The organism is Pseudacidovorax sp. (assembly GCF_017991995.1).
Classification (GTDB): Bacteria; Pseudomonadota; Gammaproteobacteria; order Burkholderiales; family Burkholderiaceae_C; genus Xenophilus.
On sequence record NZ_JAGOPN010000003.1, the window covers coordinates 1 to 21,152 of the forward strand.

Sequence of the window (21,152 nt, forward strand, 5' to 3'; positions counted from 1 at the left end):
CTTATCGACGCTCGGCGCAGGGATGGGGTGATGACTCAGGGTGTCGGTCGGTAGGGTCTGAAGCTACCGCCGATGCCTGTCGATGTCCCTACATCCCGGCTCCTCGCCCTTTCTTACGGTTTGGTTGGTGGAAACCAAACCATACAAGCCTGTCGAAGGGCAGAGCGGCGCGCGGCGCAAATGCCCGGCGGTGCTTGAGCCGCCTGCGTGCTGCCTATAGGGGCGGGCTGCGACAGGCTCAGCCCGAACGGGTTGGGATTGACTGGCCGGCATTAGCTCCAGCGCCCGAAGGGCCCAGAGCACCCGAAGACCCGACGACGCCGAAGACCCAACGGCGTCAAAGACCCAGGGTCCTAAAAACGGGAGGGCTCGCGCGCAGCGTCGAGGCGGAGGGTGCCGGTGTGCGTGCGGAGGTGCCATTCGCGGCGCCGTGCAGTGCGGCAAGCACGTCGGTGGAAAGCGAGCACCTGTGTCGCGCAACAAGCCGGTCAGCGCGAGCGTGCACCGGGAGCGCGCATGCCGGCGCCCTCTGCCGGGTTACCGCCCCGACGACCTGCGAACCCAGGCCTTCAGAGCGCCCCTACGACTGGCAACAGTACACCCTGACTGCCCCACCCACCCGACCGGCTCAAGACCCCCGCCGCGCCCCCTCCATCGGCGGCGCAATCTCCTCCAGCGTGCGCCGCTCCGCATCCACGCCCCAGCGCAGCGCCGCCAGCCCCGCCGCGATGACAAGTGCCGCACCGATGCCGTAACCGATGGCCACCGCCCCGCGGCTGCCCGTCTCGATCAACGCCCCGAAAAGCCAGGGCGCCACGAAGCCGCCCGCACCCGTGCCCAGCGCGTAGAACAGCGCAATCGCGATGGCCCGCATCTCCAGCGGAAACACCTCGCTCACCGTCAGGTAGGCCGAACTGGCCGCCGCCGAGGCCAGGAAGAACACCGCCGACCAGGCCAGCGCCTGCGTCAAGGCATCCAGCCAGCCCGCCATGAAGGCCACACCCGTCAGCGCCAGGCCCACGCCCGCGCCCGCATAGGTGAGGGCGATCATCCGCCGCCGGCCCACGCTGTCGAACAGCGGCCCCAGCAGCAGCGGCCCCAGCACATTGCCCAGCGCGAAGGGAAAGATGTACAGCGCCACCCGCGACGCATCCACGCCGTGGAAGCGCGTCAGCACCAGCGCATAGGTGAAGAAGATCGCGTTGTAGAAGAAGGCCTGCGACAGCATCAGCCCCAGCGCGACCGCGCTGCGCTGGCGGTAGTGCACCAGCAGCACGCGCGCCACCTCGCGTAGGCTGGGGCTGGGCCGGTGGCCCACCGGCGCATGGACGACCGGCGGCGGCAGCGGCCCGTGCTCCCGCGCCACCTGGGCCTCGATGTCGGCCAGGATCCGCTCGGCCTCCGCCGCCCGCCCGTGCGCGGCCAGCCAGCGCGGACTCTCGGGCACATGGCGGCGGATCAGCACGATGGCCAGGGCCAGCAACGCACCCAGCCCGAAGCCCACCCGCCAGCCCCACACCGGGCCGAACACCCGCGGGTCGAGCACCACCAGCGCCAGCCCCGCGCCCAGCGCGGCGCCAAGCCAGAAGCTGCCGTTGATCGCCAGGTTGACCCGGCCCCGCACCCGCGCCGGCACCAGCTCGTCGATGGCGGAGTTGATCGCCGCATATTCGCCGCCGATGCCCAGGCCGGTGAAGAAGCGGCAGACCGCGAAGATCGCGAAGGTGGGCGAGAAGGCGGTGGCGAAGGTCGCGGCCGCGTACACGGCCAAGGTGAGCATGAACAGCTTCTTGCGGCCGAGCCGGTCGGTCATGCGGCCGAAGACCAGCGCACCGGTCACCGCACCGGCCACGTAGAGCGAGCCGGCCAGGCCCACCTGCGCGGCCGTCAGGCCCAGGGTGTCGCCGCGCTCCAGCACGCCGCCGATGGAGCCGACCATCGTCACCTCCAGCCCGTCGAGCACCCAGGCGATGCCGAGCGCGATCACCACGCGCCAATGCCAGCGCGACCAGGGCAGTCGGTCCAGTCGTGCGGGGATGTCGGCGCCTGCAGGCGCCGACGGAGAGGAAGAAGTGGCAAGGGTCGTCATGGCGCTCCGATCTGCGGGCCACGCTAGCGCGGCCCGGGACGCGGAGGCGTCGGCCATGGCTGACAGGCGATGTGGCGAATGGACGTAGACGGACCCGGGCGCTGGGCCGCAGCGTCGCGGCGATGACCCAATCCCAAGACCCCTCCCAGGACGTCGCCACGCAAGGCGCGACGCCCGCCTCGTCGCCGCAGCGCGAGACGCCCCGCCAGGACAAGGCCTCGCCCGGCACGCATTACAAGGACGAGCCGGAAGTCACCCAGGAAGAGTCCGTGCCCCTCGACGGCAAGGACCCGGTGGGCGAGAAGATGATGGAAAAGCTGGGCGACGAACGTCGCCAGCAACAGGAGGATCGCCAATGAAGCGCGGGCACGACGCACTGCCAATGGGCGAGACGGTGCCCGTCATCGATCCGCCGCCGCCCACCCCGGTGCCGCCGTTGACCGAACCTTTCCCGCCCGGCACGGAACCCGCGCCGCCTGTGCCGCCGTCGCCCTCGCCGGAGCCGCTGCCCGCGCCGTTTCCTGCGTAGCCTGCGAGACGGGCCGGAAGCCCCACGCCCGGCCCTGCGCCACGACCGATGCCGGGCCCATGCCGGCAATGCGCCGATTCAGGTGGACCAGATGCGCGGCGGCGCCCCGTCCAGCCGCCACAGTTCGCGGCGCCAGTCGGTCCAGATGCCCCGCAGCAGTTGCATCGCCGGCTCGACCACCGGCGCGAGCACCCGCACGACGATCACCGAGGGCTGTGGGCTGGTGGCGCCGGCGGCCTCGCCCAGGGCGTGGCTGTCGATGCGGGTGCGGGCGATCTCCAGCAGGGCCTCGCGCCGTTCGCGAGGGATGGGCGTGCCGCTCACATGGAAGAGCGAGGCAATGCAGCGCCGACCGGCCAGGCCCAGCGCACCGTCGAGCAATGGGGCATCGCCGGCCTCGATGCGTCCCCGCTCCAGCCAGACACCGGGCACCTCCAGGTGCTGCTGCAGGCTGCCCGCCACGAAGGGCTGGCCTGCATGGGGCAGGCCGAGGGCCGTCACGTCCCAGCCGATGAATTCGCCGCCCGGTTCCACATCCATGCGCAGGCGGTTGTGGGCCTGGCAGCCGCTGTAGCACAGGGCTTCCAGCGGCAGCCATTCCAGCCGCGCCCCGGCCTGCACCTGCAGGTGCGTCTGCTGCACCGCGGGTTCGCCTTCGCTGCGGTAGAAGCGGGATGCGCCCGGCGTGGTGACCAGGCCGTGGCTGCCGGCAGCGGCCGTCGCGTGGATGTCGAGCGTGTCGCCACCCACCAGGCCGCCGGGTGGGTGCACCAGCACGTTGTGGCAGATGGTGTCGCCTTCGGGGTAGAGGCTCTGCAGGATGCGCAGCGGACCGTCATGGCGGAAACGCGCCACGCTGCGGCCGTCGCGCGCGGCATAGTCGATGGAGAGTCGGGCGTGCCAGGGCATCGGGGGAGTCTAAGCAGGCGGAAAGTGCGGTCTCGGCGGCGCAGGCTGCAGAGACGGCCTGCCGCCGACCGTTGCGGGGCGGCATCGCCGTGCGGCGGCCGGAGGCGCGTCCGGAATGAAGCCGCGCAGACTACGCGGCCTTCCAGGCCCCGAAGTGCGCCGCACCGGCCTCGTCGATCAGGGCGGGGCCGAGGCAGTCGATGGCATGCGGCGAGGCGCGGAACACGTCGCGGCAGGAGAGCTCGGCATCGCGCTGGTCCGAGCGCTCGCCACGGAACTCGCGCAGCCGCTCGGCATCGATGCCGAACACCACGCGGCCGATGCCCGACCAGAAGATCGCCCCCGCGCACATCACGCACGGCTCGGCCGAGGAATAGATCGTGGCCTTGGCCAGCACCTCGCGGCCGAGGCCCAGGCCGGCGAGCTTGCGGATGGCATTGGCCTCGGCATGGCCGGTCACGTCGCCGGTCTCGCCGCTGTTGCAGTAATCCTCGGTCAGCACGCGGTTGTCCTCGGACACGATGACGGCGCCGAAAGGGCGGTTGCCGCGGCGGCGGCCGGCATGCGACCAGCCGATGGCCTTGCGCAGGTAGCGGCCGTCGCGTTCGTCGAGCGCGACTTCCGGGGGAAGCAGGGTGGAGAAAGACATGGAGCGGGCGGCGGGCAGGTGCCGCGGAACGAAGGGGGAAGAGGCAGAACGGCCGGGCGTCGCAGACTGCAGGAGGCATGCCAGCCGCGCCGGAAGGCGCGCGATGGGCACGGGACAGGGATTGAAATGCGCCAAGCCTGGCGAAGGTGGACGGCCTGCGATGAAGCCGGCAGGAAGGAAAGGAGGATCGGTGCGGGCTCGGGCGATCAGACGTCGAAGTCCAGCGAACGCTCCTGCCGGTGCAGCGGTGCCTCGGGTGGCAGCGTCGACTGGCGAAGGGTGCGCAGGCCCAGCTCGGTGATGCCGAAGACGACCGCCTCGCGGGCGGAGCCCGGCCCGAAAGGCCCCACGGCCGGCACGCTGGCGGTGATCAGTTGGGCAGCCTTCAGCAGCAGCACGTGGTCCACCTCGGCCGTCTGTCGGACGGCCAGCGGAAAGCGTTCCTTCTCGATGCGAGCCAGGTATTCGAGGGACATCGCCACCTCCTGTGCGAACCGCCATTCTGTGACTTAATTCACAAACAAGTGTGACGCTGGATCAAGGCCTTGTGTCGACTGTGAGTACTTGTTTGCGACAGCGGCACGGGCCGGCGCGGGTAGCCCGGCGCGCCACCGCATCAGGCCGCGGCGGCGATGCCGTAGGTGCGCCGGTACATCTCCACCAGGTGTTCGCCGGCCGTGCACGGCGCGAAGCGGGGCGTCTCGCCCGCTGCGACGGTGCCGGGCACGGCCTCGATGCGGGCCAGGTAGTCCGGCTCGTAGAAGAAGGGGATGGAATAGCGCGGCGCGCCGCCCGAATGCAGGTTGCGCACGCGGTGCGGGTTGGAGTGGTACAGGCCGTTGGTCCAGCGCGGAATCATGTCGCCCAGGTTGACCACGAAGCAGCCTGCGATGGGCGTGGCGGGCAGCCAGTCGCCACCGGGCATCTGCACCTCCAGGCCGCCGTGGCCGTCCTGCGCCAGGATGGTGATGGCGCCCCAGTCGGTGTGCGCCCCGGCGCCGAACGTGCGCGCGTCGGCGCCTTCGGGGTGGGCGGGGTAGCGGATCATGCGCAGCGTGACCATGGGGCTGTCGCTGGTGGCGTCGAACCAGGTCTCGGGCAGGTCGAGCGAGAGGGCCATCAGCTGCATCAGCCGGCGCGACAGGGCCAGCATGGCCTGGATGTACGCCTCGCACTGCGCGGGCGCCTCGGGCACTTCGGCCGGCCACTGGTTGTGGCCGTAGGTCTGGTAGCCGGCGAGCACATAGGGATGGTCGGCCGGGTAGGCCATGCCGCAGTAGAAGCTTTCCTTGAGGTCGGGGCGGGCGGCGGCGTCGAGGGTCTGTGCACCCATCAGCTCGTAGCCGCGCATCGCGGGCGACTTGTGCATCTCCAGCGCCTCGCGCGTGGCCATCGGCACGTCGAGCAGCCGGCGGGCCAGCTCGAACTGGGCCTGCACCTGCGCGGCCGGCACGCCATGGTGGCGCACGTAGAAGAAGCCCGAGGCCATGGCGGCGGCGCGCATCTGCGCGGCCACCTCGGCGCTGCGCGGCCCGCCCAGGGCGAGCGCGCCGCCCAGGTCGATGACGGGGATGGTCATGGCGGCCTCGTACCTTGTCAGGCCTTGAGCTTGCGCTCGGCAGCCGTGGGCAGGAAGCGGTCGGTCCAGATGTCGCCCACGGTGGGCGAGCTCTTCAGGCCGAAGGCGGCGACGGTCTCGTCGATGGTGGCCTGCAGGCGGTCGGGCGTGGCGGCGCCCCAGCCGAGGGCCATCGTGCCCGGTGTCTTCATGCTGCCGTCGACGATCAGCTGCAGGCGCTCGTGCTCGATGGCCTCGTTGGCCAGCGGTTCGCGGGCCTTGATGGCGGCGGCGCCCGCCTTCGTGTCCGCCATGGCCTCGATCCAGCCGCGTGTGGTGGCCTTGACGAAGGCCTTCATGGCCTCGGCGTTCTCCATGCTCTTCGCATTGGCGACCAGACCGTTGCCGTACGACTTCATGCCGTAGTCCGAGAAGCGGAACGCCGTGATCTGCTCCGGGCCCATGCCGCGCAGCTTGAGGTTGAGCAGACCGGTGAAGTAGAAGTAGCCCGCGCCGTCGAAGTCGCCCTTGACGAAGCGGGTGTCGCCGATGTCGGGCGCCACGTTCTCCCACTTGACGCTGGCCGGGTCGAAGCCCTGGGCCTTGGCGAAGACGGGAAACAGCTTGCGCGAGGCATTGAAGGGCTGACCCAGCAGCGTCTTGCCCGCCAGGTCGGTGGGCTTCTTGATGGGGCCGTCCTTGCGCACCAGGATGGCGTTGGGGTTCAGGTCGTACTGGATGGCCACGGCCTTGAGGCCCGCCGTGGGGTTGTTGACGTCGAACTCGACCATGGTGGCCAGATCGGCCGAGGCGCAGTCGTAGGCGCCGCTGCCCACCAGGCTGATGGCGGCGGCCGAGCCGTTGCCGGTGTCGATGGCCACGTCGAGCCCGGCGTCCTTGTAGTAGCCGCGCTGCTGCGCCAGCAGGAAGCCGGCGGCCGTGGCCTCGACCTTCCAGCCCAGGTTGAACTTGAACTTCTGCAGGGAGCCCTGGGCACGCACGAAGGGCGTGGCGGCAAGCAGGGTGGCGGCGCCCGAGGCGGCCAGGAGGGAGCGGCGGTGCAGCATGGTGCGGTCTTCGAACAAATGCGTTGGAAAGCCCCGCGGGCGGTGGGCCGGGCGCGGGGATGCCAGAGCAATTTCCGGGCGGCTCCGGGTGGGGCCGCTGAACGCTTCTACTCCTGCAAGGGTTTCAGCACGATCCATGCCGCGCGCGTTGCAATGCCTGCGCGCCCGCGCGGCCTGGGCTCGTGCACCACCAGCGCTCGCGTGTGGTGCGGCCATGGCGGCGCGCGCACCGCCCTGGTTGGTCACGCCCCGGCTTGGCGCAAGAGACCCTTGGTCGATCTCGGAAAGCGCACAAAACGCTTGCTGCGTCCCGGGGTGCGCCGCCCATAATCGCGGCCCAGAGAGTAGAAGCGTTCAGCAACGCCCGCCTGCCGCCCCGGCAGGTGTCAGCGGCCCGGGAATTGCTCTTGACGTCCTGCCCACGTGCACCGTGGCGCGGCGCGATCAGGATGCAGCAGCAGCCCCGAAGCCCGCCCTCCATGGTCTCCGACGGACGGACAACTTCCTTCCACCCCACTCACCGGAGAGCCCCACCATGACCGCCATCGCCACCACCGCCCCCGACTTCGCCCTTGCCGAGCTTGAAAAGGAATCGCGCATGGGCGCGATGGGTTCGGAGACCACCACCCGCGAGGTGCGCCGCATCAGCCTGGCCGACTTCGACACCCGCCGCGCCGAGATCGCCGACCAGCTGTGGGATGCCGCCGTCGACGTCGGCTTCTTCCAGCTGGTGGACCACGGCATCGACCTGGCCGACATCCGCGCCGCCTTCGCCGAGGCCGAGCGCTTCTTCGCGCTGCCCGATGCGGTGAAGGCCCAGTACCCGCTGGCCAACAACGCCGGCTGGGAGAGCAAGGCACAGGTGCGGCCCTCCACCGGCACCGCCGACCAGAAGGAGAGCTACCAGATCACGCTGCCGCTGATGGGCCCGCTCTTTCCGACCGAGGTGGAGCTGCCCGGCTTCAAGGCTGCCATGTTGGCCTTCGAGCAGAAGAGCTGGGAGATCGGCATGAAGGTGCTGTCCTGCTTTGCGCTCAAGCTCGGCTTCGACACCGAGTTCTTCACCCGCGCGCACGACAAGTCCAGCGCCGAGTACCAGAGCACGCTGCGTCTGCTGCACTACTACGCCATCCCGCCCGAGGCGCAGGCGAACCTGGACCTCTGGCGTGCCGGTGCGCACACCGATTTCGACTGCCTCACGATCCTCTACCAGCGCCAGGGGCAGGGCGGCCTGCAGGTGTGCCCGGGCAAGGAATTCGAGAAGCAGGAATGGACCTCCATCCCGCCCGACGAGGACGTCATCACCTGCAACATCGGCGACATGCTCATGCGCTGGAGCGACGACCAGCTGCCCAGCAACTTCCACCGCGTGCGCAACCCGCTGCCGGGCGAGTACATGGGTCCGCGCTACAGCATCGCCTTCTTCTGCCAGGCCAACCGCGACGCGCTGATCGAATCGCCCTCGGGCAAGTACCCGTCCATCACGGCGGGCGACTACCTCAAGCAGCGGATTGCGGCGAATTTCGGCAAGAAGTATTGAGCCTCGCCACGCAGGAGGCGGACCCGACCGTGCTCAGACGAGCACGTAGTCCGGATACTGCCGGCAGATCTCGTCCACTGCGCTGAGCGTGCCCGACAGGTGGGTGCGCAGCGCCTGCTGCGCGGCGGCCGGGTCGCCGGCCTCGATGGCGCGCACGATGGCGCGGTGGTCGCGCAGGATCGACTCGGTCTTGCCGGCCGTCGGCAGGTGCAGCCGCCGCAGCCGGTCCACATGGCCCGAGGCCTTGTTGACGAGTGCCCACAGGCCGGGCACTTCGGCGGCCTCGTACATCAGGCGGTGGAAGTCGCGGTCGGCCTCCACGAAGTCGCCATAACGCTGGGCCTTGGCCAGCGCCGACTGCTGGGTCACCGTGGCCTTCAGCCGCGCCAGCAGCTCGGGCGGCGCGCTCGTCGCCAGCTGGTGGACCAGCTCCAGCTCCAGCGAGCGGCGCAGAAAGTGGGACTGTCGTGCCGCCGCGATGTCGATGCGGCTGACCAGCGTGGCGTGCTGCGGAAACACATCCACCAGCCCTTCCTCGGCCAAGCGCAGCAGGGCCTCGCGCACCGGCGTCTGGCTCACGCCGAAATGGTCGGCCAGCTCCTGGCGCGCGAGCACCGAGCCGGGGGGAAGGTCGAGCGCGAGGATCGCGCCGCGCAGCGTTTCGAGCACCTGCGGCGCGGCAAGGCGCGTGCGGTCGAGTCGGGTCTTGGACAAGGGAGCCATCAGCGCCCGGATTCTGGCATTTGACGCACTAATATATTAGTGTTTCAATGCGCCTCGACCGCCGGACAGACGACCACCGGCGGCGCCGGAGACACGCTTTCATGACCCGACGCACCCCCGAGAGCCTGCGCAGCGCGCGCTGGTTCGCCCCCGACGACTTCCGATCCTTCGGCCACCGCTCGCGCGTGCTGCAGATGGGTTACGGCTACGAGGACTGGATGGGCAAGCCCGTCATCGCCATCGTCAACACCTGGAGCGATGCCAACCAGTGCCACAGCCACTTCAAGCAGCGGGTGGAGGACGTCAAGCGCGGCATCCTGCAGGCCGGCGGCTGGCCGCTGGAGCTGCCGGCCATCTCGCTGTCGGAGAGCATGGTCAAGCCCACCTCCATGCTCTACCGCAACTTCCTGGCGATGGAGACGGAGGAGCTGCTGCGCAGCCATCCGGTGGACGGTGCCGTGCTCATGGGCGGCTGCGACAAGACCACGCCCGGCCTGGTGATGGGCGCCACCAGCATGGGCCTGCCCTTCATCTACCTGCCCGCCGGCCCCATGCTGCGCGGCAACTGGAAGGGCCGCGTGCTGGGGTCGGGCTCCGACGCCTTCAAGTACTGGGACGAGCGGCGCGCCGGCCGACTGGACGAGACCGCCTGGCGCGAGATGGAGGCCGGCATCGCCCGCAGCCACGGTACCTGCATGACCATGGGCACGGCCGCCACCATGATGGGCATCGCCGAGGCCGTGGGCCTGACGCTGCCGGGCGCCAGCAGCATTCCTGCCGCCGATGCCAACCACATCCGCATGAGTGCCGACTGCGGCCGCCGCATCGTCGAGATGGTGTGGGAAGACCTCACGCCCGCGCGGCTGCTCAGCCGCGCCAGCTTCGAGAACGGCATCGCCTGCGCCATGGCGATGGGCTGCTCGACCAACGCCATCATCCATCTGATCGCGATGTCGCGCCGCGCCGGCCATCCGGTCAGCCTGGAGGACTTCGACGCCGCCAGCCGCCGCGTGCCCGTGATCGCCAACATCCGGCCCACTGGCGACGCCTACCTGATGGAGGACTTCTATTACGCCGGTGGCCTGCGCGCCCTGCTGGAGGCGATCCGCGGCCACCTGCACACCGAGGCGCTCACCGTCAACGGCTGCACGCTGGGCCAGAACATCGCCGGTGCAGAGGTGCACCACGCGGACGTGATCCGGCCGCTGGACAACCCCATCTATGCCGAGGGCGCGCTGGCCGTGCTGCGCGGCAACCTGGCGCCCGACGGCGTGGTCATCAAGCCCAGCGCCTGCGCGCCGCACCTGCTGCAGCACACCGGTCGTGCGCTGGTGTTCGACGACTATCCCTCGCTCAAGAAAGCCGTGGATGACCCGGCGCTCGACGTCACGGGCGAGGACATCCTGGTGCTGCGCAATGCCGGGCCGCGCGGCGCCGGCATGCCGGAGTGGGGCATGTTGCCCATCCCCACCAAGCTGCTGCGCCAGGGCGTGAGCGACATGCTGCGGCTGTCGGACGCGCGCATGAGCGGCACCAGCTACGGCGGCTGCCTGCTGCACTGCTCGCCCGAGGCGGCCGTCGGCGGCCCGCTGGCGCTGGTGCAGACGGGCGACCGCATCAGCGTGGACGTGCCGACGCGGCGCATCCACCTGCATGTGGACGACGAGGAGCTCGCCCGCCGCCGCGCCGCCTGGAACCCCCCGCCGGCGCGCTACGAGCGCGGCTACGGCTGGATGTTCGGCCGCCACATCAAGCAGGCCCACGAGGGCTGCGACTTCGACTTCCTCGAAACCAGCTTCGGCCGGCCGGTGCCGGAGCCGGACATCTTCTGACGCTGGCCGGGCGCGGATTGCAGCGCGCCCGTGCCTCCCGCACCGACTTTCTCTTCTTCCGACAGGAGCCCTTCGTGAAAGACCAGACCCGCGCGCTGCTGATGAAGGTCAGCACCGCCACGCTGTGCACCGCGCTGTTCAAGCGCGGATTGCGCCACCAGATGATCCAGGACGTGCGTCCGCTGAACCCCGGCCTGCCCAACATGGTGGGCGAGGCCTTCACGCTGCGCTACATGCCGGCGCGCGAGGACCGCAACCGCATCGACGTCTTCCTCGACCGCAACCATCCGCAGCGCCAGGCGGTGGAGCAGTGCCCGCCCGGCGCCGTGCTGGTGATCGACAGCCGCAAGGACGCGCGGGCGGCCTCGGCCGGCGGCATCCTGGTTGCGCGGCTGATGAAGCGCGGCGTGGCCGGCGTGGTCACAGACGGCGGCTTTCGCGACAGCCCCGACATCGCGCGTTACGACATGCCGGCCTACCACCTGCGGCCCAGCGCCCCGACCAACCTGACGCTGCACGAGGCCATCGAGATCAACGGCCCCATCGGCTGCGGCGATGCCCCGGTGTTTCCCGGCGACGTGGTGGTGGGCGATGCCGAAGGCGTGATCGTCATCCCCGCCCACCTGGCCGACGAGGTCGCGGCCGAGGCCACGGAGATGACGGCCTTCGAGGACTTCGTGCAGGAGAAGGTGATGGAGGGCCGATCCATCCTCGGCCTCTATCCGCCCACCGAAGAGCAAAGCCGCAGCGACTTCGCCGCCTGGCGCGCCGAGCGCGGCCGCTGAGCCCGCAGGCCGACCCCTCGAACAACAACGGAGACGACACCATGACCATCAACCGCCGCCAGGCCCTGCAGGCCGGCATTGCCCTGACCCTGCCCGGGCTGGCCCAGGCCCAGGCCGAGTGGCCCACCGCCAAGCCCATCACCTACGTGGTGCCCTTCACGCCGGGCGGCTCCACGGACATCGTTGGCCGCACCCTGGCCCAGAAGCTGGGCGAAAGCCTCAAGCAATCGGTGGTGGTGGACAACCGCCCCGGCCAGGCCGGCGGCATCGGTGCCGCATACGTGGCCAAGGCCGCGCCCGACGGTTACACCCTCTTCGGCGGCACCATCAGCACGCACGCCATCAACGCCAGTCTGTACCGCAAGCTGCCGTATGACCCGGTGAAGGACTTCGAACCCGTCTGCCTTACCGCCCGCCTGCCGAACGTACTGATCGTCAACACGCAGTTGGGCGTCAACTCTGTGGCAGAGCTGGTGACGCTGCTCAAGAAGGACCCGTCCAAGCGCAACTTCGCATCGTCGGGCGCGGGCACGTCCACGCACCTGGCCGGTGAAATGTTCGCCGACGCCATCGGCGTCAAGCTCACCCACGTGCCCTACAAAGGCACGCCGCCGGCCATGACCGACGTGGCGGCGGGCCTCGTGCCCTTCATGTTCGACCAGGTGACGGCGGCGCTGCCGCTGGTGCAGAGCGGCAAGCTCAAGCTGCTGGCCGTGACCGCGGGCAAGCGCATCGCACTGCAGCCGCAGCTGCCCACCATGATCGAGGCCGGGCTGCCCGGCTTCGAGATGTCGTCCTGGCAGGCCGTGTATGCGCCCAAGGGCACGCCGAAGCCCATCGTGCAGCGCCTCAATGCCGAGATCGTCAAGGCACTGCGCCAGCCCGACGTCAAGGACAAGCTCGAAGGCCAGCTCGCGATGGAGATCGTGGCGAGTTCGCCGGAAGAACTGCGCGACTTCATGGCGCAGGAGATCCCGCGTTGGGCCGAGCTGGTGAAGAAATCCGGCGCCACGGCCGACTGAGGAGCGCGCATCATGCAACGCAGACACCTGCTTGGCGCCCTGAGCGCCAGCGCCGCCGCCTGGGCCTTGCCGGCCGCGGCGCAGACCGCCTTTCCCAGCCGCTCGCTGACCATCGTGGTGCCCGCCTCGCCGGGCGGTGCCATCGACCTCGCCGCTCGCCTGATCGGCCAGAAGCTCAGCGAGGCCTGGAATCAACCGGTGGTGGTCGACAACCGTGCCGGTGCCACCGGCATCATCGGCACGGACTTCGTGGCCAAGAGCCCGCCCGATGACCACACGCTGGCGCTGGTGGCCAGCAGCCATGCCATCAATCCGAGCATGGTGCGCAAGCTGCCCTTCGACACGCTGCGCAGCTTCGAGCCCGTGGTGCTGACCCATGTGGTACCGCTGGTGCTGGTGGTGGCGCCCAGCCTGCCGGTGCGCAGCGTGCAGGAGCTGATCGCCTTTGCCAAGGCGCGGCCGGGCCAGCTGGCCTTCGCCTCCAGCGGCTCGGGTGGTGCGCCGCATTTCTCCGGCGAGCTGTTCAAGAGCATGGCGGGACTGGACCTCACGCACATTCCCTACAAGGGCAGCACGCTGGCGCATCCGGACCTGATGAGCGGGCGTGTGGCGCTGATGTTCGACACGCTGGCGGCGGTCAACGCGCAGGTGAAGGCCGGCAAGCTGCGCGCCCTGGCCGTGACCACGCCGCGGCGCGTGGCCATGCTGCCCGACGTGCCCACCATGGCCGAGGCGGGCCTGCCCGGCTACGAGACCAGCACCTGGGGCGGGCTGCTGGCACCGGCCGGCACGCCGGCGTCGGCCATTGGCCGCATCAATACCGAAGTCAACCGCATCCTGGCGCTGCCCGAGGTGCGCCAGCATTTCCAGAACGCCGGCATGGAGCCCGGCGGCAGCACGCCGCAGCAGTTCGGCGCCTTCATCGCCAGCGAGATGGCCAAGTGGGCGCAGGTGGCCCGCCAGGCCGGCATCCAGCCCGAGTGAGCACCGGCACGGCCCCTTTCGAACATCGCCCACGTGCGACCGTCCGTGCAATGCCCGACAGAACCATGACCCTCGACACCCGACCCCGCATCCTCCAGAACGGCCCGCTGCTGCCGCAACTCGAACAGGCGTTGGCCGCCACCTATCGCCTCACCCTTCTGCAGGCGCAGCCGGACCCCGCGGCCTTCCTGGCGGCGGAGGGCGCGCAGTTCGACGGCATCGCCTGCACGGCGCGCATCGGTGCGCCGCGCGCGCTGATCGATGCGCTGCCCTCGTTGCGCGTCATCTCCAACTTTGGCGTGGGCTTTGAGACCATCGATGTCGAGCGCGCCCGGGAGCGAGGCATTGCCGTGGGCTACACGCCCGACGTGCTCAATGACTGCGTGGCCGACACCGCCTTCGGCCTGGTGATGGACGTGGCGCGCCGCTTCAGTGCAGCCGACCGCTTCACCCGCCGGGGGGACTGGCTGCGGGGACAGTTCCCGCTCAGCCACCGTGTGAGCGGCAAGAGCCTGGGCATCGTCGGGCTGGGCCGCATCGGCCGCGTCATTGCCCGGCGTGCCAGCGGTTTCGACATGGCGGTGCGCTACCACAACCGCCGGCCCGTGGACGACGTGCCCTACGGCTACGAGCCCACGCTCGAGGGCCTCGCGCGCTGGGCCGACTTCCTGGTGGTGGCCAGCGCCGGTGGGCCGGCCACGCGCGGGCTGATCTCGGCCGCGGTGCTCGACGCGCTGGGGCCGCAGGGCTTCCTCGTCAATGTGTCGCGCGGCACCGTGGTCGACCAGGCGGCGCTGGTGCAGGCGCTGCAGCAGGGCCGCATCGCGGGCGCCGGGCTGGACGTCTTCGAGCAGGAGCCACAGGTGCCCGAGGCCCTGTTCGCGATGGACAACGTGGTGTTGCTGCCCCACGTGGCCAGCAACACGCACGAGACCCGGCAGGCCATGGCGGACCTCGTGATGGACAACCTGGCCAGCTATTTCGCGACCGGCCGGGTCCGCGTGCCGGTGCCGGGCTCGGCCTGAGGCGCGAGCGCCCTTCGACGATTTCACCGACCAACGAGGAGCAGATCCCATGGAGACAAGACCCTTCCTTCGGCGCCGCGGTGCCCTTCTGGCACTGAGCGCGCTGGCCGGCCTGGCACCGCTGGGCACGCTGGCGCAGTCCGCCTATCCCGTGCGGCCGATCACGCTGATCGTGCCCTTCTCGCCGGGCGGCGGCACCGACATCGCGGCGCGCCTGCTGGCCACGCGCCTCAGTGCCAAGCTGGGCCAGTCGGTGGTGGTGGAGAACCGCGCCGGCGCTGGCGGCCTGGTGGGTGCCGACCTCGTCGCCAAGGCCAAGCCCGACGGTTACACGCTCTTCTTCGGCAACGTGGGCACGCAGTCCATCAATCCCTGGCTCTACAAGATGCCCTACGACCCGGACAAGGCCTTCGCGCCGGTGTCGCTGTTCGCCGAGCTGCCCTTCGCGTTTGTGGTCAACACCGCGCTGCCGGCGCGCACGCCCAAGGAGCTGGTCGCACTGGCCAAGGCCTCGCCTGGCAAGTACACCTTCGCCAGCTCAGGCAACGGCGGATCGCCGCACCTCACCGGCGAGATCTTCCAGCAGGCCACGGGCATCGAGCTGCGCCATGTGCCGTACAAAGGCGGCGGGCCCGCCATGGCCGACCTGATCGCCGGCCATGTGGACATGCTCTTCGCCTCGGTGCTGGAGACCTCCGGCTACGTCAAGGCCGGCAAGCTGCGCGCGCTCGCCGTGACCAGCGCTCAGCGCTCTCCCGCCATGCCCGATGTGCCCACGCTGGCCGAGTTGGGTGTGCCCAATGCGGAGTCGGGCTCATGGACGGCGGTGATGGCGCCGGCCGGCACGCCGCCCGCCATCGTCGAGCGGCTGTCGACTGCGGTGCAGGAGGTGGCTCGCATGCCCGAGGTCAAGGAGGCGCTGGTGGCCCAGGGTGCCACACCGCGGGGCACCACCGCGGCCGAGCTGCAGCAGGTGATCGATGCCGACAAGGTGCGCTATGGACAGGTGATCAAGACGCGGGGCGTGCGCATCGACTGATGAAGTTGCCTGGCCCGGCGCCGCGCCTGTCCTTGCGCTGGATGCCGCGCAGTCGCTCAGGGCCGCCGGGCACTCACGGGCTGTTTCGACCAGTACACGCCGGCAAGCTGGTCCAGCCGCACGGTGCCGCCGGTCGACGGAGCATGCACGAAACGTCCGTCGCCCACGTAGATGCCGGCATGGCTGGGCCGGCCACCACCGAAGAGCACGAGGTCGCCGGTGCGCAGCGCGTCCACGCGCACCGGTTCACCGAACTCGTCGAGCTGCGCCACGGTGCGGGGCGGCACCAAGCCGGCGCGGGTGCGATAGACATAGCCGATGAGTCCGCTGCAGTCGAAGCCACCGTCGGGCGTGTTGCCGCCGTAGCGGTAGGGCGTGCCCACCAGGCCGAGGGCGTGGATCGCGATGTCGCTGGCCTGATCCGGCGTGAGGGGCGGGTAGCGGTAGCGGTCGGGCCGCGACGGTGCGCTGCCGCAGCCCGCCAGCAGCAGGCCCTGAAGCAGCATCGCTGAGAGGAAGAGTCGCTTGCCGGGCGTCACGGGCGCGATTCTGGCGCAGGCCGCCGCCCGCGCACGCACCGCCGACCCTGCTGCCATCAGCGCCATTGCAGCAGCAGCACCCAGGGTGCGGTGCTCATGTGCCGGTCGGTGCAGCCGCTGCAGCCGGGCTGGTAGCTGGCGTCCAGAAGACGGGCGCCCGGCGCAAAGGCCAGGCGCCGCCCGGTCACGCTGTCGAGCACGTTGCCGCCGACGGTGTCGAAGCCACCGTCGTCCATCTGCACGACCACATCGCAATGCATGGGTAGGCCGCTGCCGGCCGTGCGGCGGAGCTCCAGCGCCTGGCCCAGTTCGTCCAGCGTCACGAGGTCGCGGCTGCCGGCGCGGGCATGGCACACCAGGTCGCCCACGCGGGGCGTGGTGGTGCGCAGGTCGCAGGCCCGCATCGCGCCCGTGGAAGGGGCGCCGGCGCCTTCCTGCATGCGGGTATGCCACGCATCGGCCGCATAGTCGGCATGCGCCTCGGAGAAGAGGAACTCGCCAGGCCGCAGGCCGGCCTCGCGCCCGACCCAGCTGATGAAGGCCGCCGACCAGGGCGTGTCGATGACGGCGACGCGCGCCAGCGCCACGGCGATGGCGCGGCGCTCGTCGCTTTGCAGGCCCAGTCCCTGGCCGACGCCCAGGCCCTGGAGCAGGTCGGCGGATGCCATCTGAAGCGCCTGTTCCAGCAGTTCGCGTTGCGCGGGACGCGCGGCGCCGAAGCGCACGGCCGAGGGCCAACGGGCCTGCTCGGCGTCGTCGACGGCGGACCAGTAGCGCAACACGCGCTGCCAGGGTGCGGGTCGGGCGAAGACGCCGCTTTCTTCCGCCTCGGCGGCGCCGCTGCGGATCAGCCGACCTTCGGCGTCCAGCCGCGCGCCGCCCCAGGCGGCGTGCTCGGCCTGCGCGATGCGGGCCATGGCGAGCGCGCGCGGCGGCGAAGGCTGGTTGCTCGTGGCCGCGCAGCGTTCAGGCGAGGAAGGTGCCGCCGCCGGGTTGTCTGCGGCAGCGCAGCGCAGGCTGGCGATCAGCGCAAGGCACGCCGCGAGACAGGGCCGCAGCCAGGTGCGCAAACGGGGTCGCAGCGTGGCGAGAGCCGATGGAAACATGGCGAGGAGCATACGCTGCGCGGATTGCCGGCGATGTGCGGATCGGCGTCTGGCGGAACAGGGGCGTCGTCCTCTTGTATCTTTCGTCCAAGACGTCAGCCGACGCTTGACGGCGCGTTGTCCGTGTACACCGTGGCCCTGTTGTCGTTGGGCGGATTCCGCGGCGGCCCACGGCGCTTGGGCCGAGTCCTTCCTTTTTTCCTTCCTTCAAATCCAGGAGCCTCGAATGACCGTCACCGTTCGCCGCAACGGCAGCAGCGGCACTGCCCACACGCTGCACATCCGCGGCCATGCCATCACCGTCGACGCTTCGATCGCAGGCGGCGGCACCGACGCCGGCCCCGACCCGCACGACCTGTACGACGCCGCGCTGGCCGCCTGCAAGGCGCTCACGATGCTGCTGTACGCACAGCGGCGCGGCATCCCGGTCGAGGACATTCAGGTCGACGTCGACCGCGACGCCAGCCAGGAGCGGCAGGGCACCTACCGGCTGTCGGCCAGGCTGCAGGTCGGCGGCGCGCTCAGCGATGCCCAGCGCGACGAGCTGCTGCGCGTGGCCGGCAAGTGCCCGGTGCACAAGCTCATGACGGAGGTGAAGACCGAGATCGAGACAGACTGGGCCGACGGCACGGTTGCCTAGGGATGCTCTTCACGAATGCGCGCGCCGTGGGCATCTGCGGACTCGGGCGATCTGCGTCGTTGCAAATGCTCGCAATAGCCGGGCTATTGCTATTGCTGCGCTTTGCGCCTCGCAGCTCATCCCGATCCGCAGCGCCCACTTGCCGCTCGATTCGTGAAGAGCACCCCTGGGGCCGGCTCACGCTGCGCGAAGGGCCGCTTCCTTTGGGTGGCCCCGCGACTTGCGCAAGCCCTTTCGCGAAGTGGCCAGTTGCCGTCCCCACCGCGATGCGCCCGCGCTCGCGCGCTTAATGCGCAAGGCTTGGCAGGGCACGGTGATCCGCGCGAACGGGGTGCGCAGCGCTCAGCCGCCCTGCGTGCCCCGATGCGCCCAGGCGGTGGTGTGCTTCTCCAGCGCGCTGAAGAGCTCGTACATCACCATGGCCATGGCGCCCACGACCATCAGGCCGGCGAAGGCCAGGCCCATCTGCATGGCCGAGCCGGCACTGATGAGCAGGTAGCCGATGCCCTCGTTGGCGGCGGTCATCTCCGACACCGTCGTGCCCACGAAGGCCAGCGTGATCGCCACCTTGAGCGAGGCATAGAAGTAGGGCATGGAGCGCGGCAGGCCGATCTTCATCAGCACGTCCCAGCGCTTGGCGCCCAGCACCCGCAGCACATCCTCCAGCTCCGGCTCCAGCGTGGCCAGCCCGGTGGCGATGTTGACCATGATCGGGAAGAAGCTGATCAGGAAGGCCGTGAGGATGGCCGGCCCGACGCCGATGCCGAACCACACCACCAGGATGGGCACGAAGGCCGCCTTGGGCAGCGCGTTGAAGGCCGTCATCAGCGGGTACATGGCCGCATAGGCCAGGCGCGAGCTGCCGATCACGAAGCCCAGCAGCACGCCCACCACGATGGCCAGGCCGAAGCCGGCCATCGTCACCCAGAAGGTGCGCCAGGCATGGCCGGCGATGATGGTCTTGAACTCCCAGAATTGCGTCCAGATGCGCCAGGGGCTGGGGAAGATGAATTCCGAGACGGAGAAGGCCGAGCAGATGATCTGCCACAGCAGGATCACGGCCACCAGCAGCAGCCACGGCGACCAGCGTTCGAGCAACTTGTTGTTCATATGCAGACGGTTCCCTGAGCGTTCTTACTGCGGCAGCGGCGCGGCGGGTGCGCCGGCACCGCCCTGGCGGATGGCCCCGATGTGGCCGCGCAGCTCGTGCACGATGTCGCTGAATTCCTTGGTGTAGGTCACCTCGAGTTCGCGCGGTCGGGGCAGCTCGATCTCGCGCTTGACCACGAAGCGGCCGGGCGACTTGCTCATCACGTACACCGTGTCGGCCAGGAAGACCGATTCGCGCAGGTCGTGCGTCACCAGGATCACGTTGAAGCGCTGCTCGGTCCACAGGTCGCGCAGGATGCACCACAGCTCCTCGCGGGTGAAGGCGTCCAGCGCGCCGAAGGGCTCGTCCAGCAGCAGCATCTTGGGCTCGTGGATCAGTGCGCGGCAGATGCTGGCGCGCTGCTGCATGCCGCCCGACAGCTGCCAGGGGAACTTGTCCTCGTAGCCGGCCAGGCCCACCTTCTGCAGCAGGCGGCGGGCGCGCTCTTCGTACTCTTTCTTCTTCGACTTGAAGGTGGAGCGGTAGGGCTCGACGATCTCCAGCGGCAGCAGCACGTTGTCGACCGTGGTGCGCCAGGGCAGCAGCGAGGGCGCCTGGAAGGCCATGCCCGAGATCTTGAGCGGGCCGGTCACCGGCTGGCCGTCGATGCGGATCCTGCCCATCGACGGCATCTTCAGGCCGGTGGTGAGCTTCATGAAGGTGGACTTGCCGCAGCCCGAAGGCCCGACGATGGCGATGAACTCGCCCTTCTTCACCTTGAGGTCGATGGCCTCGACGGCGAAGTGGTTCTCGCGCAGCAACTGCTCGTTGTAGGCGAGCCAGACGTCCTGGAAGTCGACGAAGGGCGTGGTGTTTTGCGTGTCCATGGGCGGTGCACAAGAAACCGGCCTGCGCCGGCCGCCGGGGGCCGGCCGCAGGCCGAGGAAAAGAAGGCGCGGGCGCCGCTTACTTCTTGAGGATGGCCAGCTCGGCGGCCGGCGGCAGCACGCTGCCGTTCCAGATGGCCTCGGGCTTGACGCGGGTCTTGGTGCCGTAGGCGTCGGACACCTGCGAGGCCATCAGCGCCAGGCGCGCCGGCACCACGTTGCCGAAGCCTTCGGCGCGGGCGTCGGGGCTGTTGATGACGGTGTCGATGGCCAACTGCAGGCGGCGCGTCTCCAGCTTGGTATCGATGATGCCGTCGCGGGCCTTGACCGATTCGATGGCCACGGCCGGGTTGGCGATCACTTCCTTGGCGCCCTTGGTGAAGGCCGACAGGAAGGCCTTGACCACCTGCGGCTTCTCGGCCAGCAGCTTGGGCGACACGATGATGGCGTTGCCGTACAGCTTCACGCCGTAGTCGGGGTAGGGCAGCACGACCACGTCGCTGGCCTTGGCGCCGCGCGCTTCCAGGTTGAGCAGCGAGGTGAAGGTGAAGCCGGTGATGGCGTCGATGTCGCCGCGCATCAGCATGGTCTCGCGCAGCGTCGGGTCCATCGCCGTCCAGGTGACGTTGGTGATGTTGTTGGCCTTGGCGAAGATGGGGAAGGCGCGGCGGCCGGCGTCGAACACCGGGGCGCCCAGCTTCTTGCCCGACAGGTCGGCCGGCTTGGTGATGCCGCTCTTCTTGAGCGCCATGGCCGAAGCCGGCGTATTGTTGTAGACCATCATGACCGCGACCGGCTTGTTGGGGCTGTCGGGGTTGTTGGCGTGGAACTCCATCAGCGCCGCCAGGTCGGCGAAGCCCATGTCGTAGGCGCCCGAGGCCACGCGGGTGACGGTGCCGCCCGAGCCGTTGCCGGCGTCGATGGTCACGTCGATGCCGGCCTGCTTGAAGTAGCCCTTGGCGGCCGGATGCAGGAACAGGGCGGCGGGCCCCTCGAAGCGCCAGTCCAGCTGGAACTTGATCGGCGTGGTGGCCTGGGCATGGGCCGCGCCCAGGCCGAAGGCGAAGGCCGAGGCGGCCAGGAAGGACTGCAGGACTTGTCGCTTGTTCATGAAGACTCTCGCTGAGGGATGTGGCAGG

21 protein-coding genes are annotated in these 21,152 nt (G+C 69.9%); 9 read left to right on the top strand and 12 right to left on the bottom strand.

Annotation, left to right across the window (positions count from 1 at the left end):
• Positions 1-628: 628 nt before the first annotated feature.
• On the bottom strand, positions 629-2,089 hold the full coding sequence (locus KBC94_RS04595) for an MFS transporter (protein WP_294366796.1): 1,461 nt from the start codon (positions 2,087-2,089) through the stop codon (positions 629-631).
• A 122-nt stretch (positions 2,090-2,211) separates the two neighbouring features.
• On the opposite strand from KBC94_RS04595, the gene KBC94_RS04600 reads away from it, so the two are divergent.
• Entirely contained in the window at positions 2,212-2,448 is a 237-nt protein-coding gene (locus tag KBC94_RS04600; protein WP_294366798.1) for a hypothetical protein, read from the top strand.
• A gap of 248 nt (positions 2,449-2,696) precedes the next feature.
• Here KBC94_RS04600 and KBC94_RS04605 read toward each other — a convergent pair whose 3' ends face one another.
• The 5 genes from KBC94_RS04605 to KBC94_RS04625 form a co-directional block, all read right to left on the bottom strand.
• Complete coding sequence (locus tag KBC94_RS04605) at positions 2,697-3,527, bottom strand: urease accessory protein UreD (protein ID WP_294366800.1); 831 nt, start codon at positions 3,525-3,527, stop codon at positions 2,697-2,699.
• A 130-nt stretch (positions 3,528-3,657) separates the two neighbouring features.
• Positions 3,658-4,176: a nucleoside deaminase gene (locus tag KBC94_RS04610; protein WP_294366802.1), complete on the bottom strand. Its 519-nt coding sequence runs from the start codon at positions 4,174-4,176 to the stop codon at positions 3,658-3,660.
• Positions 4,177-4,382: 206 nt separating this feature from the next.
• Positions 4,383-4,652, bottom strand: a complete 270-nt coding sequence (locus tag KBC94_RS04615; protein WP_294366804.1) for a hypothetical protein — start codon at positions 4,650-4,652, stop codon at positions 4,383-4,385.
• A gap of 140 nt (positions 4,653-4,792) precedes the next feature.
• Positions 4,793-5,755 (bottom strand): 2-oxoglutarate and iron-dependent oxygenase domain-containing protein, encoded by a 963-nt coding sequence (locus KBC94_RS04620; protein WP_294366806.1) that lies wholly within the window; start codon positions 5,753-5,755, stop codon positions 4,793-4,795.
• A gap of 17 nt (positions 5,756-5,772) precedes the next feature.
• Entirely contained in the window at positions 5,773-6,801 is a 1,029-nt protein-coding gene (locus KBC94_RS04625; protein WP_294366808.1) for an ABC transporter substrate-binding protein, read from the bottom strand.
• Between the two features lie 535 nt (positions 6,802-7,336).
• On the opposite strand from KBC94_RS04625, the gene KBC94_RS04630 reads away from it, so the two are divergent.
• A complete protein-coding gene (locus KBC94_RS04630; RefSeq protein WP_294366810.1) occupies positions 7,337-8,341 on the top strand; it encodes a 2OG-Fe(II) oxygenase family protein in 1,005 nt (334 codons plus the stop codon).
• Positions 8,342-8,374: 33 nt separating this feature from the next.
• Here the strand turns inward: KBC94_RS04630 and KBC94_RS04635 are convergent, their stop codons facing one another.
• Positions 8,375-9,064: a GntR family transcriptional regulator gene (locus KBC94_RS04635; RefSeq protein ID WP_294366811.1), complete on the bottom strand. Its 690-nt coding sequence runs from the start codon at positions 9,062-9,064 to the stop codon at positions 8,375-8,377.
• 101 nt (positions 9,065-9,165) lie between these two features.
• Here KBC94_RS04635 and araD point away from each other — a divergent pair, with 101 nt between their 5' ends.
• The 6 genes from araD to KBC94_RS04665 all read left to right on the top strand — a co-directional run bounded on the left by araD (position 9,166) and on the right by KBC94_RS04665 (position 15,751).
• On the top strand, positions 9,166-10,896 hold the full coding sequence (araD, locus tag KBC94_RS04640; RefSeq protein WP_294366814.1) for an L-arabinonate dehydratase: 1,731 nt from the start codon (positions 9,166-9,168) through the stop codon (positions 10,894-10,896).
• Between the two features lie 74 nt (positions 10,897-10,970).
• Positions 10,971-11,681, top strand: coding sequence for a ribonuclease activity regulator RraA (locus tag KBC94_RS04645; protein WP_294366815.1), 711 nt, complete (start codon positions 10,971-10,973; stop codon positions 11,679-11,681).
• A gap of 41 nt (positions 11,682-11,722) precedes the next feature.
• Positions 11,723-12,703, top strand: coding sequence for a tripartite tricarboxylate transporter substrate binding protein (locus KBC94_RS04650; RefSeq protein WP_294366817.1), 981 nt, complete (start codon positions 11,723-11,725; stop codon positions 12,701-12,703).
• Between the two features lie 12 nt (positions 12,704-12,715).
• Positions 12,716-13,687, top strand: a complete 972-nt coding sequence (locus KBC94_RS04655; RefSeq protein WP_294366819.1) for a tripartite tricarboxylate transporter substrate binding protein — start codon at positions 12,716-12,718, stop codon at positions 13,685-13,687.
• A 65-nt stretch (positions 13,688-13,752) separates the two neighbouring features.
• On the top strand, positions 13,753-14,712 hold the full coding sequence (locus tag KBC94_RS04660) for a 2-hydroxyacid dehydrogenase (protein WP_294366821.1): 960 nt from the start codon (positions 13,753-13,755) through the stop codon (positions 14,710-14,712).
• A gap of 49 nt (positions 14,713-14,761) precedes the next feature.
• The gene (locus tag KBC94_RS04665; protein ID WP_294366823.1) at positions 14,762-15,751 is read left to right on the top strand and encodes a tripartite tricarboxylate transporter substrate binding protein; all 990 of its coding nucleotides are present in this window, start codon (positions 14,762-14,764) and stop codon (positions 15,749-15,751) included.
• A gap of 56 nt (positions 15,752-15,807) precedes the next feature.
• Here the strand turns inward: KBC94_RS04665 and KBC94_RS04670 are convergent, their stop codons facing one another.
• Both KBC94_RS04670 and KBC94_RS04675 read right to left on the bottom strand, forming a co-directional pair.
• Positions 15,808-16,257, bottom strand: coding sequence for a C40 family peptidase (locus KBC94_RS04670; protein ID WP_294367611.1), 450 nt, complete (start codon positions 16,255-16,257; stop codon positions 15,808-15,810).
• 89 nt (positions 16,258-16,346) lie between these two features.
• On the bottom strand, positions 16,347-17,207 hold the full coding sequence (locus KBC94_RS04675; protein ID WP_294366824.1) for a DUF2272 domain-containing protein: 861 nt from the start codon (positions 17,205-17,207) through the stop codon (positions 16,347-16,349).
• 415 nt (positions 17,208-17,622) lie between these two features.
• Here KBC94_RS04675 and KBC94_RS04680 point away from each other — a divergent pair, with 415 nt between their 5' ends.
• Positions 17,623-18,036 (top strand): OsmC family protein, encoded by a 414-nt coding sequence (locus KBC94_RS04680; protein WP_294366826.1) that lies wholly within the window; start codon positions 17,623-17,625, stop codon positions 18,034-18,036.
• Between the two features lie 342 nt (positions 18,037-18,378).
• On the opposite strand, the gene KBC94_RS04685 is transcribed toward KBC94_RS04680, so the two are convergent.
• The 3 genes from KBC94_RS04685 to KBC94_RS04695 all read right to left on the bottom strand — a co-directional run bounded on the left by KBC94_RS04685 (position 18,379) and on the right by KBC94_RS04695 (position 21,124).
• Positions 18,379-19,146 carry an ABC transporter permease gene (locus tag KBC94_RS04685; RefSeq protein WP_294366827.1) on the bottom strand — a complete coding sequence of 256 codons (768 nt, stop codon included), beginning with the start codon at positions 19,144-19,146 and terminating at the stop codon, positions 18,379-18,381.
• A gap of 24 nt (positions 19,147-19,170) precedes the next feature.
• Entirely contained in the window at positions 19,171-20,013 is an 843-nt protein-coding gene (locus KBC94_RS04690) for an ABC transporter ATP-binding protein (RefSeq protein WP_294366829.1), read from the bottom strand.
• A 79-nt stretch (positions 20,014-20,092) separates the two neighbouring features.
• Positions 20,093-21,124 (bottom strand): ABC transporter substrate-binding protein, encoded by a 1,032-nt coding sequence (locus KBC94_RS04695; protein ID WP_294366831.1) that lies wholly within the window; start codon positions 21,122-21,124, stop codon positions 20,093-20,095.
• Between the last annotated feature and the right edge of the window lie 28 nt (positions 21,125-21,152).